The sequence below is a fragment of the Alteromonas sp. ABM1_013 genome, assembly GCF_056160505.1.
In genome coordinates, this window is record NZ_JBSWXH010000003.1 from 1 (window position 1) to 15,729 (window position 15,729).

17 protein-coding genes and 2 tRNA genes are annotated in these 15,729 nt (G+C 42.9%); 10 read left to right on the top strand and 9 right to left on the bottom strand.

Annotated elements, in window-relative coordinates; genetic code table 11:
• Nucleotide 1 precedes the first annotated feature (1 nt).
• The 6 genes from ACXAGK_RS08405 (at nt 2) to dusC (ending at nt 3,266) form a co-directional block, all read left to right on the top strand.
• Nucleotides 2-77: transfer RNA gene (locus ACXAGK_RS08405), tRNA-Glu, on the top strand.
• 151 nt (nt 78-228) lie between these two features.
• Nucleotides 229-304 (top strand) — tRNA-Glu (locus ACXAGK_RS08410).
• A 361-nt stretch (nt 305-665) separates the two neighbouring features.
• Complete coding sequence (locus ACXAGK_RS08415; RefSeq protein ID WP_474855614.1) at nt 666-1,571, top strand: M14 family metallopeptidase; 906 nt, start codon at nt 666-668, stop codon at nt 1,569-1,571.
• A gap of 59 nt (nt 1,572-1,630) precedes the next feature.
• Complete coding sequence (locus tag ACXAGK_RS08420; protein WP_025254684.1) at nt 1,631-1,852, top strand: hypothetical protein; 222 nt, start codon at nt 1,631-1,633, stop codon at nt 1,850-1,852.
• Nucleotides 1,849-2,022 carry a DUF1289 domain-containing protein gene (locus ACXAGK_RS08425; RefSeq protein ID WP_474855616.1) on the top strand — a complete coding sequence of 58 codons (174 nt, stop codon included), beginning with the start codon at nt 1,849-1,851 and terminating at the stop codon, nt 2,020-2,022. The genes ACXAGK_RS08420 and ACXAGK_RS08425 overlap by 4 nt, the downstream gene beginning before the upstream one ends.
• Before the next feature lie 305 nt (nt 2,023-2,327).
• Complete coding sequence (gene dusC / locus ACXAGK_RS08430; protein WP_474855618.1) at nt 2,328-3,266, top strand: tRNA dihydrouridine(16) synthase DusC; 939 nt, start codon at nt 2,328-2,330, stop codon at nt 3,264-3,266.
• Nucleotides 3,267-3,292: 26 nt separating this feature from the next.
• On the opposite strand, the gene ACXAGK_RS08435 is transcribed toward dusC, so the two are convergent.
• The 3 genes from ACXAGK_RS08435 to ACXAGK_RS08445 all read right to left on the bottom strand — a co-directional run bounded on the left by ACXAGK_RS08435 (nt 3,293) and on the right by ACXAGK_RS08445 (nt 5,410).
• Nucleotides 3,293-4,267 (bottom strand): transposase, encoded by a 975-nt coding sequence (locus ACXAGK_RS08435; RefSeq protein WP_474807763.1) that lies wholly within the window; start codon nt 4,265-4,267, stop codon nt 3,293-3,295.
• A 257-nt stretch (nt 4,268-4,524) separates the two neighbouring features.
• The gene (locus ACXAGK_RS08440) at nt 4,525-4,707 is read right to left on the bottom strand and encodes a hypothetical protein (RefSeq protein WP_474855620.1); all 183 of its coding nucleotides are present in this window, start codon (nt 4,705-4,707) and stop codon (nt 4,525-4,527) included.
• Nucleotides 4,708-4,753: 46 nt separating this feature from the next.
• On the bottom strand, nt 4,754-5,410 hold the full coding sequence (locus tag ACXAGK_RS08445) for an arylesterase (RefSeq protein WP_474855622.1): 657 nt from the start codon (nt 5,408-5,410) through the stop codon (nt 4,754-4,756).
• A gap of 16 nt (nt 5,411-5,426) precedes the next feature.
• On the opposite strand from ACXAGK_RS08445, the gene ACXAGK_RS08450 reads away from it, so the two are divergent.
• A complete protein-coding gene (locus ACXAGK_RS08450) occupies nt 5,427-6,125 on the top strand; it encodes an ABC transporter ATP-binding protein (RefSeq protein ID WP_474807758.1) in 699 nt (232 codons plus the stop codon).
• A complete protein-coding gene (locus ACXAGK_RS08455; protein WP_474855624.1) occupies nt 6,126-8,648 on the top strand; it encodes an ABC transporter permease in 2,523 nt (840 codons plus the stop codon).
• A gap of 318 nt (nt 8,649-8,966) precedes the next feature.
• Here the strand turns inward: ACXAGK_RS08455 and ACXAGK_RS08460 are convergent, their stop codons facing one another.
• A complete protein-coding gene (locus tag ACXAGK_RS08460; RefSeq protein ID WP_474855626.1) occupies nt 8,967-9,863 on the bottom strand; it encodes a TIGR01777 family oxidoreductase in 897 nt (298 codons plus the stop codon).
• 22 nt (nt 9,864-9,885) lie between these two features.
• Nucleotides 9,886-10,254 (bottom strand): dihydroneopterin triphosphate 2'-epimerase, encoded by a 369-nt coding sequence (folX, locus tag ACXAGK_RS08465; protein WP_118489729.1) that lies wholly within the window; start codon nt 10,252-10,254, stop codon nt 9,886-9,888.
• A gap of 73 nt (nt 10,255-10,327) precedes the next feature.
• Between folX and ACXAGK_RS08470 the strand changes: the two genes are divergently transcribed.
• On the top strand, nt 10,328-11,368 hold the full coding sequence (locus ACXAGK_RS08470) for an AI-2E family transporter (protein ID WP_474855628.1): 1,041 nt from the start codon (nt 10,328-10,330) through the stop codon (nt 11,366-11,368).
• Between the two features lie 277 nt (nt 11,369-11,645).
• Here ACXAGK_RS08470 and ACXAGK_RS08475 read toward each other — a convergent pair whose 3' ends face one another.
• The 3 genes from ACXAGK_RS08475 to ACXAGK_RS08485 are packed head-to-tail and all read right to left on the bottom strand — an operon-like array spanning nt 11,646 to nt 13,919.
• Nucleotides 11,646-12,977, bottom strand: a complete 1,332-nt coding sequence (locus ACXAGK_RS08475) for an ATP-binding protein (RefSeq protein ID WP_474855630.1) — start codon at nt 12,975-12,977, stop codon at nt 11,646-11,648.
• Nucleotides 12,974-13,648, bottom strand: a complete 675-nt coding sequence (locus tag ACXAGK_RS08480; protein ID WP_474855632.1) for a response regulator transcription factor — start codon at nt 13,646-13,648, stop codon at nt 12,974-12,976. Before ACXAGK_RS08480 ends, ACXAGK_RS08475 begins: the two co-directional genes overlap by 4 nt.
• Before the next feature lies 1 nt (nt 13,649).
• Nucleotides 13,650-13,919 (bottom strand): PepSY domain-containing protein, encoded by a 270-nt coding sequence (locus tag ACXAGK_RS08485; protein WP_474807744.1) that lies wholly within the window; start codon nt 13,917-13,919, stop codon nt 13,650-13,652.
• 726 nt (nt 13,920-14,645) lie between these two features.
• On the opposite strand from ACXAGK_RS08485, the gene ACXAGK_RS08490 reads away from it, so the two are divergent.
• Nucleotides 14,646-15,110 (top strand): pyridoxamine 5'-phosphate oxidase family protein, encoded by a 465-nt coding sequence (locus tag ACXAGK_RS08490; RefSeq protein WP_474855634.1) that lies wholly within the window; start codon nt 14,646-14,648, stop codon nt 15,108-15,110.
• Between the two features lie 315 nt (nt 15,111-15,425).
• Here ACXAGK_RS08490 and ACXAGK_RS08495 read toward each other — a convergent pair whose 3' ends face one another.
• Entirely contained in the window at nt 15,426-15,725 is a 300-nt protein-coding gene (locus ACXAGK_RS08495) for a YciI family protein (protein ID WP_474855636.1), read from the bottom strand.
• Nucleotides 15,726-15,729 lie beyond the last annotated feature (4 nt).

Below are 15,729 nucleotides of genomic sequence, written 5' to 3' on the forward strand. Positions count from 1 at the left end.
AGTCCCCTTCGTCTAGAGGCCTAGGACACCGCCCTTTCACGGCGGTAACAGGGGTTCGAATCCCCTAGGGGACGCCATTTTATCGCGTCACGGTTGATTAAAACTGTGAAATAGGCTGGAGTTGATAATTCAACTTCTGACTGAAAGTTTCGGTAAGAGTAAGATTGTTTATTGCATTCTTGAGCTTACAGAAATTTAGTGAAGTGTGTCTTCACTAGCAAAGTTTCAGTCCCCTTCGTCTAGAGGCCTAGGACACCGCCCTTTCACGGCGGTAACAGGGGTTCGAATCCCCTAGGGGACGCCATATCGAAAAAACCAGCCATCCGGCTGGTTTTTTTGTTTTTGTCTCCAGAAACTTTGTGGACAGACACTTCTATACTCCCTAAACCACCAGCCGTTTTTAACTGCCAGTGCTGCCAGCGGACAGTCACTTACATTTTCGTCCTTAACAAATAACTATCCAAGTATTACTAACTCAACCTTTCATGCTTACTCTAGGGTGAACTAATCCTTTGCAAAGCAAAGCCAACATATCCTTGAGCAACTAGTTTTTTAGGATACGAAGCGTAAAGATCTTATGTCACAGTTGTCGATTAATCTCTTGTAGAGTAGATACGTAAGCTTGCTGAGCTGTTATGATCTCTTAAATACAAAAGAGGTGTTATATGCAGAATTATCCAATTGGGACTCCGGGTGAGCCATGGAGCGAGAAAGAGAAATCGCAGTGGAAATCTCAACAGACTGTGAAAAGAAGTTACCAAGAAGAAGTACTCGATAAACTTTTCAATATTATTCCTGAAGGCTTTGAACTAAAGCAGTATGGTTCTCTCCCATACGATTCTGAACGCTATCCGTTATATGCAGTAGTGCCAAATAACTTTGATACTAAAAAGCCTACAGCGCTTGTTACGGGTGGAGTTCACGGTTATGAAACGAGTGGCGTGCAGGGCGCACTTCAGTTTATTAACACAAAGCTGTCTCAGTACGCAGAGCAAATAAACATTGTAGTTGTTCCATGTGTAAGCCCTTGGGGTTACGAGACGATAAATCGATGGAATCCAATGGCGCTAGATCCAAATCGCTCGTTTTACAGCGACTCTCCGGCACCAGAATCCGCTCAGCTTATGCAGTTAGTGTCTGATCTAGCGTTGTCGCTAACGCTTCATATCGATTTACACGAAACTACCGATACAGATAACACTGAATTCAGACCGGCGCTGGCCGCACGGGATGGCGTAACCCACGATAATTGGAATATACCTGACGGTTTCTATACGGTCGCAAACACGCCAAATCCACAAATAGAGTTTCAAAAAGCTGTAATCGATGCGGTGAAGAGAGTGACGCATATCGCTCCTGCAGACGATAGCGGCAAGATTATTGGAGCAGATGTAGTGAGTGAAGGTGTTATCTGCTATGACAAAAAGGCTTTGTTTCTATGTGGCGGTATGACAGATGCCAAATACGTTACAACAACGGAAGTATATCCCGATAGTGATAACGCGACACCTGAAAACTGTAACGACGCTCAGGTAGCTGCCATCTGCGCAGCACTCGATTACTCGAAATAGACGCTTGAACGTTTAGACGTCTAGATGTATATTTAAGCCTCTTTCAAAGGAGGCTTTTTGTGTTTACTTATTCTGCGGTTATTTACGACGGTAAAAAACAAAATTTAGTGCGATATGAATGTGGGACAGACACTGAGTTTGCTTCATATCTTGAATCGCGTTTTGGTTGCCATGTTTGTTTATGGTCAAATAAAGAGTTGTCGGAAAACACAATGGCGGCTATAGCTGCTTCGCATGCTCAGAGTAAAAATGAAGGTTTAGATAAAACAGAAGCTTTATGAACTCAACATCTCCGTGTATCGCCTTGTGTAAATTGAATGAAGATGAAATTTGCGTTGGATGCAAACGTACTATTGATGAAATCGTAGAATGGAGGACATACACCGATAACCAAAAGCTGGCCGTTATAGCTCGTCTAGAGAGCATAAGGAAGGATACTACTTCCCAATAGTATGATAATGAAAAACTATAAGTTGACGTTGTAATCAAACAAGAAACCGCTCTATAACAGCCCCTTTTTAGTGGACAGACACTCAAGCTTTAACTCAGCACTTTAGCCGAAAATCCCCACGACTTAGATAGTTTCGTAGATAGACACTTACTCATCAATAGCACAATCCATTCAACAGTGCTCTTAGTCCAATAAAACGGACAGTCACAAAGTTGATAAACTGAGCCCCAAATCCTGGCTGAAATTAACGCTTTTTGCTACACTCCCGCGCCAATTTTATGTTCTAGTAACACGAGACGTTTATAATGAAAGTAATGCTTGCCCCTATGGAGGGCGTTGTCGATCACTTAATGAGAGATATGCTCACTCGTGTTGGTGGCTTCGACCAGTGTGTTACTGAGTTCGTAAGGGTTGTTGATCAAAAACTGCCGAAGAAAACGTTTTATAGACTTTGCCCGGAGCTACACAACGGTGGCAAAACGCCCTCAGGCGTACCAGTAAGAGTGCAATTGCTAGGGCAACATCCACAATGGCTCGCAGAGAATGCACAAACTGCAATTGAACTGGGCTCTCCAGGTGTTGATCTGAATTTTGGTTGCCCTGCTAAGACGGTCAACAAAAGTAAGGGCGGGGCTGTGTTGTTGAAAGAGACGCAAACCCTTTACGATATTGTGAAAGCAGTTAGGGAGGCCGTTCCTGTTGATATCCCGGTTTCAGCCAAAATCAGGCTGGGCTTTGAGGACAAGTCTTTAGCTATCGAAAACGCTATCGCGATTACTGACGCAGGAGCCTCTGAGCTCGTTGTTCATGCAAGAACAAAAACAGAAGGCTATAAGCCACCGGCTTACTGGGAGTGGATAGCGAAGATTAAGCAGCACACTGATATCCCCATTGTAGCAAATGGCGAAATTTGGAACGCTGACGACGCTAAGCGCTGTCAGAATCAGTCGGAATGCACTAATTTGATGATTGGGAGAGGGGCCTTAGCAATGCCCAATTTGGCGTTGAGTATCAAAGAAGGCAAAGCGCCTATGCCCTGGTCTGAACTTGCAGCGTTACTAATACAATATTCTGGCTACGAAATATTCGGTGATAAGGGAAAATATTACCCTAATCGCATAAAACAGTGGTGCGGCTATCTGAAAAGACAATACCCTGAAGCTGAAGCTCTATTTAATGACATAAGACGTCTCACGAACTCTCAAGACATCGTCGACGTCCTTGCTCGTCAAGCGGATATTTAGTCAAATAATGTCGTTACTTTACCGACTCAAGATAAATATTTCTGAGCATTAGAAACATTGGGGCGACATGCTCTTTGACAACACTTAGCAAAATTCTCCATCATTTCTGGGCAGCCAACAGGGCCGGTAAAGAGGGCTTCGAAGTTACTGGTCACTAATTGCCAGTTTTCTTTTGTCATCCCAAGTTTATTGAGCAATTTATTTGGAAGCTTAGGAACTCTGCAGGCGTTGCTATTCCGCTCTACGTTCAACGTATCAGTAATAAGCTGCAAGTAATCTGTAAAAGCAAAAGGCAAACTCTCAGCTAGCTTTTTCTCACTGTCATTAAAGGGCATCAAAAACTTAGGTATTTTGTTCGAGCGCTTAGCATTTAAGCGGTATTGAATACTGGTGTAATGGGAGTTGCTGAGTGTCTTCGCTATTTTCGCCCTAATGGGGTTCAAATCAACATACGCCATTACACTTGCTAGCGCTTTTTCATCTAATATTGCTTGAGATCTAAACCTTCTTTCCCAGAAATAGCCTTTACATTCATCTTCTTTATTAGCTTTGCGCGCTATGTATTCATTTAACATGCGCATAAACCAGCTTATGCTTTGAAGTCGCTCTCGATATATGACAGATAGCGACTTCAATTCTTCTCGCTCTTCTGTTGTAACTGAATCAAAATTTTCTAGGTATCGCTGTACTAGGGGAGGGCATTTGTAAAACATTCTCCACCTAAGCAATACTTCATCCATAGTCCAGCCATCAGCTCTACCCTTAGCGATATGGAGTACAACATGAATATGGTTGTGCATTACAGCGTAAGCGCATAAATCAATGGCAAAAGCTTGTGATAGCTTGTGAAGCCTATCTTGAATCCATTTTCTTCTATGTTCGTAGTTTATGCCCGTACGTGAATCACGACCACACAAATAAGACTGCCTTACGCAGCGAGAAATACAATGGTAGTAAGGCGTGACATCGGTGTTAATTTGTTTGTAACGAGGTAAAGGCATATCCGTATCCCATAGTTATTTGTAAGTATTATGAGATTTATAGCGTTAAATTTAAGTGGTCTTTGGAACAGTTTTGTTGGTGTTAGCGATTAGCTGACTCCAAAAAGGACTTCCTGGATTATTTTTTCGAACGGAAGTTATGCATTAGTTGAGGAGGGTGGTCATGGACAGACACTTAAATTTAATAGTGTGTGAGAAAAAGGACAGTCACTGTTTGGCTAGCAAGTGTCTGTCCTTTTTAAACCTTTTCAGGAGAGCTATACAAATACATCTACTCTAGAACCCACTCGCCCATCATTAATGCTAGATGTCTGTTGTGTACTCTGGGGTTGAGTCTCGCGACTTTCTTGCACACTACGTGACTCCGCTTGCTGAGCAGGTCGCTGAGGCGATTCTAAGATAGTAGAAACGGGCGTCGAATTAACAGATGAAACATCCATAAACAAACCTCATGTTGGAGCAAATTATCGTTTAAAGATAGCACATTTATTGAGCATTAAGAATTAAACTTCTTAAGTGTCTGTCCATAAAATTAGCGATCAACGGTTGTGCCTCGGCATTTGGGTGAATGCCATCGGTTTGCATTAAGTTTTTATTTAGCGCTATGTCTGCAAGAAAAAAGGGAATCTTTTGAACATCCTGGGCTTCCGCTACTTTATTGAAGTTCTGAGTAAACATTTGCGTGTAGCGTTTGCCGTAATTAGAAGGAATTTGCATTTCTTGTAGAAATACTACGGCATTACTATCCTTTGCAACACTTACCAGCGAATCTAAATTATCTCTAATTTTACCGATATTGTGGCCCTGAAGGCCGTCGTTGCCTCCCAGTTCAATCAATACATGTGTCGGGTTGTGTTGCTCTAATAAACGGGGAAATCGCGCTAAACCGCCATCAGTGGTTTCTCCGCTTACCGCAGCATTTACAATATCAATCGGAATATTGTCGTTTTGCCACATCTTTTGTAACAAACTGACCCATCCCTGATGTTGCTGTAATCCATAAGCCGCGGATAGACTATCTCCTAAGATTAGTAAAACCGCATTTTCGCTAGTGTCGCTCTGCTCAGCTTGATCTGATAGCGCTTGAAACGGTATTAAAAGAATAAGTAAAAAAGCGAACAAATAACGAAATTTAACAAACACGAATTGATGACCTCTTATGATAAAAGCTAATGCTGTAACCAAAGTAGTGGATACGAGTGAAGGTTCACTGCAGATCCTTCGTCCTATTTCTTTTGAAGTCAAGTCTGGTGAGTCCGTTGCCATTATTGGCGCGTCCGGTTCAGGTAAGTCAACCCTTTTGGGGTTATTGGCTGGGCTTGACCAAGTTACAGAAGGAGAAATTCTTCTAGATAACGAAGCACTTCATAGCATGAACGAAGAAGAGCGCGCTATTTTAAGAGGAAATAAAGTGGGCTTTATCTTTCAAAGCTTTATGTTAGTTCAAAGCTTAACAGCGCTTGAAAACGTTATGTTGCCCGCAGAAATTGCAGGCCTTGATAACCCAAAAACGCTTGCTCTTGATATTCTTGAACAGGTTGGTTTAAAGCATCGAGCGCATCACTTCCCTAACCAGTTATCGGGAGGCGAGCAGCAGCGTGTTGCCATAGCGCGTGCCTTTATCACTTCACCTAAAATACTTTTCGCCGATGAGCCTACCGGTAACCTAGACGCTAAAAATAGTGAAAAAATAGAAGCACTTCTTTTTAAAATGAACAGAGAAAAAGGCACGACTCTCGTCCTTGTTACCCACGATAATGAGCTTGCAGAACATTGTGATAGGCAACTCACCATGAATGCGGGAGAGCTTGTTGAAACAACCGGCGCGAACACAGTAGACAATAGAGAGGCAGTGTAGATGTCGACGTCTCTCAATTTAGGTTGGCGGCTTTTCAAGCATGAGGCTAGGCGCGGCGAACTTACCATTATATTGCTGGCTATTGTGTTATCTGTAGCAGCCGTGTTGTCGTTGTCGCTTTTTAGTGAGCGCTTGCAAGGTGCACTTAAGTCTCGCTCTGCTGCGTTTATTGCAGCAGATGCACAGCTTCGCTCAGACGATCCTATAAACGAAGATTGGTTAACTCGAGCACGAGAAGAAGGGCTCGCGACTGCAAAGCAAGTGGCAACACGCTCTATGGTATTTAAAGGCGATGCGATGTCGCTTGTCGATTTGCGAGCAGTGAACAACGCTTATCCCCTTAAAGGGACAGTCAATATCACCAATCAGCCTTTCGGAGAAAAACGCGCAACCGCAGAATTACCAGAGCCGGGTGAAGCCTGGGTACAGTCTCGGCTTTTTCAGAGTTTAGGGCTTTCCATTGGCGATAATATCGACATTGGCGATGGCACTTTTACCGTAACGCATGTGTTGGTAGACATTCCAGATGCAGGTTTCAGTGTGTTTAATACCGACCCTATCGCTCTGATTAACTTAAGCGATTTAGAAAAAACTGCGATAACCGGGCCAGGGAGCCGCGCTCGTTATGTGGGCTTTTTTGCCGGTGATTCTGGTGATATAGAAAGTTTCAACACCTGGTTATTGCCCCAATTAAATGACGACTTACACTCGTGGCGGACAGTCGAAGATGATGAGTCTGCGATAGGGCGCTCTGTCGCAAGTGCTGAGCGTTATTTTTTACTGGCAAGCTTATTAGCAATAGTATTGGCGGCGGTTTCCATTGCCGTTGCTGCTCAGCGTTATGCTCAGCGCCATTTTGACCCCGTGGCAATAATGAAGACCTTGGGGGCAACAAGCAGCACCATTCGAAAAGTGTACTTGTTTCAAATTTTATTTATTACCGCACTTGGTATTTTAATTGGTCTCATTATTGGTTTTATCGGTCAGCAAATAGTGGTTTCTCTGGTAGCTGATAGAGTGGATGTGTCTCTTAACGTTTGGCACTGGCACCCGCTTTTAATTGCCGTTGCTACGGGTGCTACCTGCGCTTTGCTCTTTTCTTTGTATCCTCTATTACAGTTGTTTTCAGTGCCCCCGCTTCGCGTATTGAGAAAAGATATCTCGGCGAATCTACGTTCCAGAAGCATTCAGTTTGTCGCTTCTGGCGGCGCGATATTCTTATTGATGTGGATGTACAGTCGCGACCTCAAAATTAGCGCAATTTTATTCGTGTCTGGTGCCGCGCTTGTTCTTGGGCTACTTGGAGCAACGTATATCTTGATAGCTATTGGCCGCAAGCTGGGCAGTGGCAGAATGGGGGCGTGGCAGTTGGCATGGGCTCGTATCAAGCGCCGTGCGATGGACAACAGTGTGCAGCTTATTAGCTTCTCAGTCACTATAATGCTGCTTCTAGTAGTGCTAGTAATGCGAAATGACATGGTTTCGCAATGGCGTTCGCAACTACCCGAAGGTACACCAAACTACTTCTTAATAAATATTACACCGGACATACAGCCAGAGTTGGACAGACACTTCGCCGACAATGACGTAAACATCGAAGAGTTTTACCCTGTTATCCGAGGGCGATTCGTTTCGGTGAATGGGGAAGGGGTAAATACTGAAGTTTCTAAAGAAGACGAGCCAAATCGAGAAGGCCGTAGAGGCCTAGGTAGAGAGGCGAACCTGACGTGGAGTAATTCGCTACAAAAAGAAAACGAGATTATTGAAGGGAATTGGCATGGAAATGTGGAGACACAATACAGCGAAGGATGGTTCCCCGTTTCTGTTGAAGAAGGTGTTGCTGAAAGATTAAATATTGAAATGGGCGATAGGCTTACTTTTAATGTGGGAAGCGAAATTGTTGAAACGAAAGTAACAAGTATTCGTACGGTTAACTGGCAGACCATGCAGCCTAATTTCTTTTTCGTTATTCATCCAGATGCGATGGCTGCGTTTAGCCCAACGTATATCACTAGTTTTTATCTGCCCACTGATAGGAAGGCTGAATTAACGAAGCTCTTAAAGCCGTTTGCTTCAATCACAATGTTTGATGTAGACGCTCGAATAAACCAGCTTCGAGAGATTGTGGACCAGGTTTCTGTCGCCGTTGAATTTATTTTGGTACTGGTTTTAATGGCGGGAAGTCTAGTATTGATTGCTCAGGTACAGGCGAGTATGGATGAACGTAAACAGGAAATAGCCATACTTCGCACACTTGGTGCTAAGGGTGGTTTAATAAGGAAAAGCGTGATTTTCGAGTTTGTTATTATTGGTGTAGTCGCAGGCTTCATGGCTGCTATGGCAAACGAATTAAGTCTGTACTTACTGCAAACCACAGTTTTTCAAATGGAAGCGAGTTTGCATCCTGGGTACTGGGCTATAGCACCAAGCGTCGGGGCTATTGTCGTGGGCATATTAGGTGCGTTTGGTTGCTATCGACTGCTTACACTTAATACTGGTCAGATGCTAAGGAATATGGTTTGAGTCTACATTTATAGTTTGGACAGGCACTTTATTAAATAAAGTGAAAAGTAAGGCGAGTGGACAAAAGCGGTTGGACAGACACTCAAGAAGGTAGTGCGAAAGTAGTGGACAGTCACTCAACTACATAGAGTGACTGTCCACATTTTCACCTTTGCTAACGCAAGCACCAAAATTCTTAATACAGTCACACGGTTGTGGAATTGTAGGGCATGTGGAAGCTGGATGAGGGAGTCAGCTTAGCCTTGAAATAATCAACTGTGGACAGACACTCTACTTTTTAAAGTGGGTGTCTGTCCACAATCCTTGAGAACTATAAAATCAGTCGCTGTAGATCTCGTTCAACGCCTCGTCAATAGAAGGGAATTCAAAACTGAATCCGGCGGTAGTAAGCTTTTTAGGAATGACCCGTTGTCCTTCTAATATCATCTTTGATGACTCGCCCATTGCTATTTTCATAACGAAGCTAGGTACGTTAAAGAGACAAGGGCGAGCCAGAATTTTCGCAAGAGTTTTAGAAAACACCTTGTTCGTAACAGGCTCTGGAGCGGTTAAATTAAACGCACCGGTACAAGCACTATCTTCTAACAAAAAAGAGATAGCACGAACCATGTCCTGTAAGTGGATCCAAGCCAAGTACTGAGTTCCGCTACCTAGTGTTCCTCCGGCCCCTAATTTAAACGGTAGTGCCATTTTTCCAAGCGCTCCGCCTTTCGCAGTAAGCACCACGCCAGTACGAAGCGTAACCACACGAGTTTTCGTTTGATCTACGCCTTGAGCAATAGCTTCCCATCTTGCGCATAAATCATGGGTGAACTCATGGTGAGGAGAGGTATCTTCAGTAACAAGCCTGTCACCTTGGCTGCCGTAGTAACCAATTGCAGAACCAGATAGGAAAACTGATGGTGGTGTTTCACAGCTGTTTATTCTAGATACTAATTCAGCAGTAATATCCCAACGGCTGTCGCAAATCCTTTTCTTTTGAGTGTCTGTCCAGCGTTTGTCGGCGATAGGTTCACCGGCTAAATTAATAACAGCATCGAAGTTCTCGAAGTTTTTTATCGAAGCGATGCTTTCTACAATATCAACTCGATTACCTAATTTATCCTTTGCCTTTGTAATATCGCGAGAAATCACAGTGAATGAGTGCTTATCTGAATATTGGCGAATAAATTCACCGCCAATCAGCCCCGTACCACCAGTCAAAAGAATATTCACAGTTGGCTCCTTGAAGTATTACCTATCCTGACTTATTACAAGACAGCGTCAACGACACGGAATCAGAAAATCTAAGAGCGTGTGGTTTATCAACTTCAACCTCGGCGTAACGTACCGAAGAATGTTCCGACGCAATACTTAGCACATCTGCGGTAAGCTTTTCTAAAAGCGAGAAACGGTTGTCCTCGACGAGCTTGATAATTGCCTTTGTAATCGTTTTATAGTTTAGCGCGTCACTCATATCGTCAGTGTTTGTCGCCTTTTCAGCGTCATAATCAATTTTCACGTTAACAACAACGTCCTGCTTGTTTTTTATCTCATCTTCATTGATGCCAATGTATGTGCGTAGTCTTAAGTTTTTAATTTTAATAGTGGCAAGATTAAAGTTCATTGAAGTCTCTTGTTTGTAGTTGTCTATAAGTCGTTGTAAAGTATTGTCGTTTCAGTTAGGAATGTAGCACACAATGTCAATGGAACTACGCTCGCCAACAGCAAAGATTCTTATCGTTTTAGCGTGTTTAGTGGTAGTGATGGCCGGAGTTAAAGCCGCCAGCACAATCATGGTACCGTTTTTTCTCTCTATTTTTATAGCAATCGCGTGTAGTCCAATAATACGCTGGACCTCGAAATTCGGTGTGCCTAAATGGCTCTCTATAACATTTGTTATACTGCTTATCGTTGTTTTTGGTTTTCTTTTAGCTGGCTTAGTAGGCCAGTCTATGACCGAGTTTAGAGAAAACTTGCCAGAATACAGAAGTAAGCTTGATACAGAATTTGCCTGGGTTGTATCTAAATTAGCTGAGTTCAACATTCACATTAATAGAGAACTGATCGCTTCTCACCTTGACCCAGCAACGGCTATGTCTGTGGCTACAAATTTTATAAGCGGAATGGGCGGAGTGCTTTCTAACTTATTCCTAATACTTTTGACCGTCATTTTTATGCTTTTCGAAGCAGATAGTATCCCTCGCCGTTTCCATATTGCACTTGCAGATCCTGGCATGAAGCTTAAGCACATCGATAAATTTATACGTTCTGTAAATAGCTATTTAGCGATAAAAACTGTGGTTAGTTTGGGTACAGGCTTGATAATCGGCGTTTGGCTTTACGTGCTCGGGGTAGACCATTTCATGTTATGGGCCGTCTTGGCCTTCATGCTCAATTTTATACCAAACATAGGTTCTATTATTGCGGCAGTGCCAGCAGTATTAATCGCATTTGTTCAACTTGGCCCCGCCTCAGCAGGCTTCGCTGCCCTCGGTTTTGTGCTTGTAAATACCATCATGGGTAATATGGTCGAGCCTAGATTGATGGGTAAGGGCATGGGACTCTCTACTCTTGTGGTATTCCTATCATTGATATTTTGGGGTTGGTTACTGGGAACTGTTGGAATGCTTCTATCGGTACCGTTAACCATGGTAGTAAAAATAGCGCTTGAATCTCGCGAAGAAAGTAAGTGGCTTGCGGTGTTGTTATCAAGTGAAGGTGAAAAATCTACTTCGTAAAACAGGGGTGATATAGCGCATCAATAGATAGTGGACAGACACTTTTTGAAAGAAAGTGACTGTCCGTTACAAGCTACTGGTCCATAAAGCTATAAAAGGGACAGACGCTCAAATGTTTTTAGCAACCTTAATGCGGAATAGCTAAACGATAAATTTAAAAAGTGTCTGCCCGATATCAGGCTCTTTGAGAAAAATAAAGTGTGTGTCCACTTTTAGGCTCGCTTTTAATCATTAAAGGCTCACTGATTTATGGGTTAGCCTGGGGGCTTTTACACCACTAATCGTGATTTGGAAATTGAATAACGATACGAGCGCCGCCAAGCGCGCTGTCCTTGATAAGCATTCTACCTTCGTAGATTGAAACTAGGTCTGTGGCTAAGGCCATTCCAATTCCGTGGCCTTCAGTGTAAGTATCAAGACGAGTTCCGCGCTCTAGTAAAAGTACTTTTTTGTCGTCAGGAATACCTGGCCCGTCGTCTTCAACATTGATTGTGAGCCAACCTTCACTTGTTTCTGCAGATATAACTATTCTATCTTGAGCCGCTTTGCATGCGTTATCTAACAGATTACCGCAAAGCTCCATAAAATCTGTTTCGTCTCCTTTGAACTGGATATTGTCATCCATATCGAATTCAATGGTTAGGGCCTTGTCCTGATAAACTTTGTCCATAGCATCGGCAAGTTTGTGCAATACTGGCAAAACATCAATAGCTTGTTGCCAACCAGACTTTCCTGCACTCGCTCTTTTCAGCTGGCGTTTAATAATTCTGTCAATTTGCTGAAGCGACTCCTTTACTTCGGTTGGCAAATTACTGTTCCCCGAAGCTACTGCAAGTGGTGTTTTCAAGCTATGTGCTAGGTCGCCTAAGCTGTTTTTGTATCTTGCTCTTTGCGCTGCTTCATTTTGAAGTAATCCGTTAATAGACCCTTTTAAAGAATCGAATTCGACGGGGTATCGGGATTCTAACTCGCGCTTGTTACCGCTAGACGTTTGTGAAATTTCGTCAATTAGCTTTCTAACAGGTAGAAGAACTAAGCTTATACCTATGATAATAAAAACTAAAAGAGCAATACAGAGGGTGACTATCCATTGCCACGTTGTGCTTAAGAAAGTATTCCGCTCAGCTTCGAACAGTGCTTTGTTATTGAATATATAAAACCTTACCGGCTCGAAATCTCTGCTTGATGCAAACTCAGCAGTAAAGGCATATACAAAAAATTGGGACTCTTCCTCAAATGCGGGTGTATAGGACTCCAAGAACAATTCGTTGCCTACGGCAACGTCTATTGCGGGAGGAGAAAAGGTATACTCAAGGGCAGAAGCTGATTGCCAAATCACTTCATCTCGAAATACGATAACGCCAAGATAGCCAGAGCGGGGCAGGTTAAGCTGTTCTTCGTATAAAATTTCAGGCATATAAGGCATGTCGCCGTCTAACTCAAAAGCAGATAACAGCCCTAAGTTCATCAACCTAAGTTCGCTCATCTTAGCTTGTGTAAGGCTATCAGTATAAGCCTCGTCCAAAATGACAACAGTGAAAGGTGCAAAAAGTGCAAGTAGAACTATCGCTAGAAAAATACTTCGCAAACGAAGCGACAACTGCCTCATAGACTTCTATTTATCCTGTAACCTCTACCCCGAAGTGTTTCGATTGGCTTCAATTCACCTGATGGGTCTAATTTTTTGCGCAGTCTTCCTACAAAAACTTCAATGACATTGCTGTCTAAATCGAAATCTTGATCGTAAATATGTTCGGTTAACTCCGTTTTAGAGATGACCTTTTGCGGATTAAGCATAAGGTATTCCATCACTTTGTATTCATACGCGGTTAAATCTAGGGCCTCACCGTTTAGCGATAGCTCTTCGCTTACAGTATCTAGCGAAATAGGACCGAACTGAATGGTAGGGTTTGCTTGACCTGAAGCTCGTCGAATGAGGGCTTTTGTCCGAGCAAGTAGTTCTTCGTTGTGAAAGGGCTTAGTGAGATAGTCATCAGCACCTGCATCAAGCCCTTCTACCTTTTCTTGCCAACGATCTCTCGCTGTTAGAATGAGTATGGGACATGCAATGTCAGCTTGGCGAGCTTTTCTTATAACCTCAAAGCCGTCAAGCTTTGGCATACCAATGTCGATGATAGCCAAGTCATAGCTATATTCTTTAATAAGAAAAAGCGCGTGCTCGCCGTTATCAGCTAAATCTACGCTGTAACCATTTTGTTGAAGCAGTGCATCAAGTTGAGTTAATAATCTGCTGTCGTCTTCCGCTACCAAAATGCGCATGCTAGTCCTTATCTTTGCTGGTTTTTACCTTGCCGGAACGTTTATCTACATCTACCGACACTACTCGTCCCGACTTCTTGAGGACTTTAACACGGTAGTTTTTTGAGGTTTTTTCAACTTTTAAAACGCGTCCATTTGCGGCAGTGCGAGCTCGCTCTGCAGCTTCACTTTTTGATATATCGCTTCCAGAGCCTTGCAGCGCCAAAGCAGGCGCTATGCTAGACGTGGCTAACACTAAACAAACAACTGCTACACGAAGCGATAATGTCATACAACCTCTCAATTATTATCCCACTAAGGCCAAACTAAAGATAAGTATAAACTTGGTTAACTGAATCCATTCTGAACTAAGTTTAGTCTACATCGCGGATTGAAAACTGTATATAAGCTTTAAGTAAATTGCATTTACAAAACAGGCTGAAGAGTAGGGCATGATGTGGACAGACACAAAGAAAGTTAATTAGCAGAGTGAACAGCAGTCCAAAATAAGGAAGGTAAGTACAGGTATGGACAGACACTTTAATTACGAATGTGCATAAGTGGCAGGTTTGTAATTAGAGTTACTGTCCATAGTTGGTTAAAAAACTTCTTGTAGGGAATACCATTGCCAAAGGTTAGGAGGTTATTTGCGTTTAAGGGTGTTGAGTAATCTTTACTTTGGCTTTGAAAAAGTGTCTGTCCACTGTATTTGTTTTTTTGATAGAGCAGAGGCGGTCATTGGACTTTTGGGGTGACTGTCCATCATTTTCATTCAAACATTTTAGAAATGAAGTTGATAAGTGAGTGTCTGTCCGAACCCGTACTTGCTTGGCGTCAGATATAAGCGACAAAATCTCGTAGTAATTTTTAGTAAAAAATAGGTTAGTTTCTATTTCGTTGGCATGCCATGTGCGTGATATGGACTTCAGGTAAACCAAAAGCTTGAAATAATGTGTTAGTTCACCTGCTCAAATAGTAGGGCACTGGACATACACTTTATGTTCAACAAGGAGGAACAATGTCTAGCGATATTAAGAAAACGATGTGGAAAGCGATGTCAGATAGCCCAAAGGTAATGGTAAGTCTGGTCGGTGAGGATATGCATGCTGAGCCAATGTATGCTCAACTTGATAAAGAAGCTGATGGAGAGTTTTGGTTCTACACGAGTCGCGACAACCGCATCGCGAAAGGTGGTAAAGCAATGGTTCACTTTGCATCGAAGGGGCACGATGTGTTTGCGTGCATTCGAGGCAATCTCACCGTTGAATCACGTAAAGAGGTGATTGATAAATATTGGTCTAAACCTGTAGAAGCATGGTTTGAAAAAGGTAAAGAGGATCCTTCACTATTAATGCTTCGCTTTGAGCTTATAGATGCGGAAGTGTGGGATGCAGACCCTTCACTCAAAGGCATGTTCAAAATGATGACGGGAAAAACGGTGAAGCCAGAAGAGATGGGAGAACATGAAAAAGTCGAGCTTTAACACAGCATTATGGACCAATTGTATGACTAAGCTTTGAGGCGTGGGACACTTACTGAGAGGAGCGAGTGTCTGTCCACAAGGGATTGTTTATTGCGATTGTTGGCTGATAATTAAGTGACTGTCCATTATCAACAATGTAAAGCTTGTTAAGCAATTACGAGTGTGTGTCCACTTTCGTTTAGAAAATAAGTGTCTGTCCAAAGTTAGCTTCATTACTATTAAATCAAACAAAAAAAACCCTTAAAACCGGAGCTATTCGGTCTTAAGGGGCTTTCGTTATTTATCGCAGTTTGCTGCTTAGCGTTTAGCTAAAAGTTAAGGCAAAACCTTTTTGTAAGGTTTAACTACAACACTTTTGTAAACACCAGCTTCGATGTACGGATCAGCGTCTGCCCATGCTTGAGCAGCTTCAAGTGAATCAAACTCTGCTACTACTAGCGAACCAGTGAATCCGGCTGGGCCAGGATCTGGGCTATCTACCGCAGGGAAAGGGCCAGCCATTATTAAACGGCCCGCATCTTTCAATGCATTCAGACGTTCAAGGTGAGCAGGTCGCGCCGCTAGGCGTTTTTCTAGACTGTCCACTACATCGGTTGCGCAAATCATATATAGCATACGT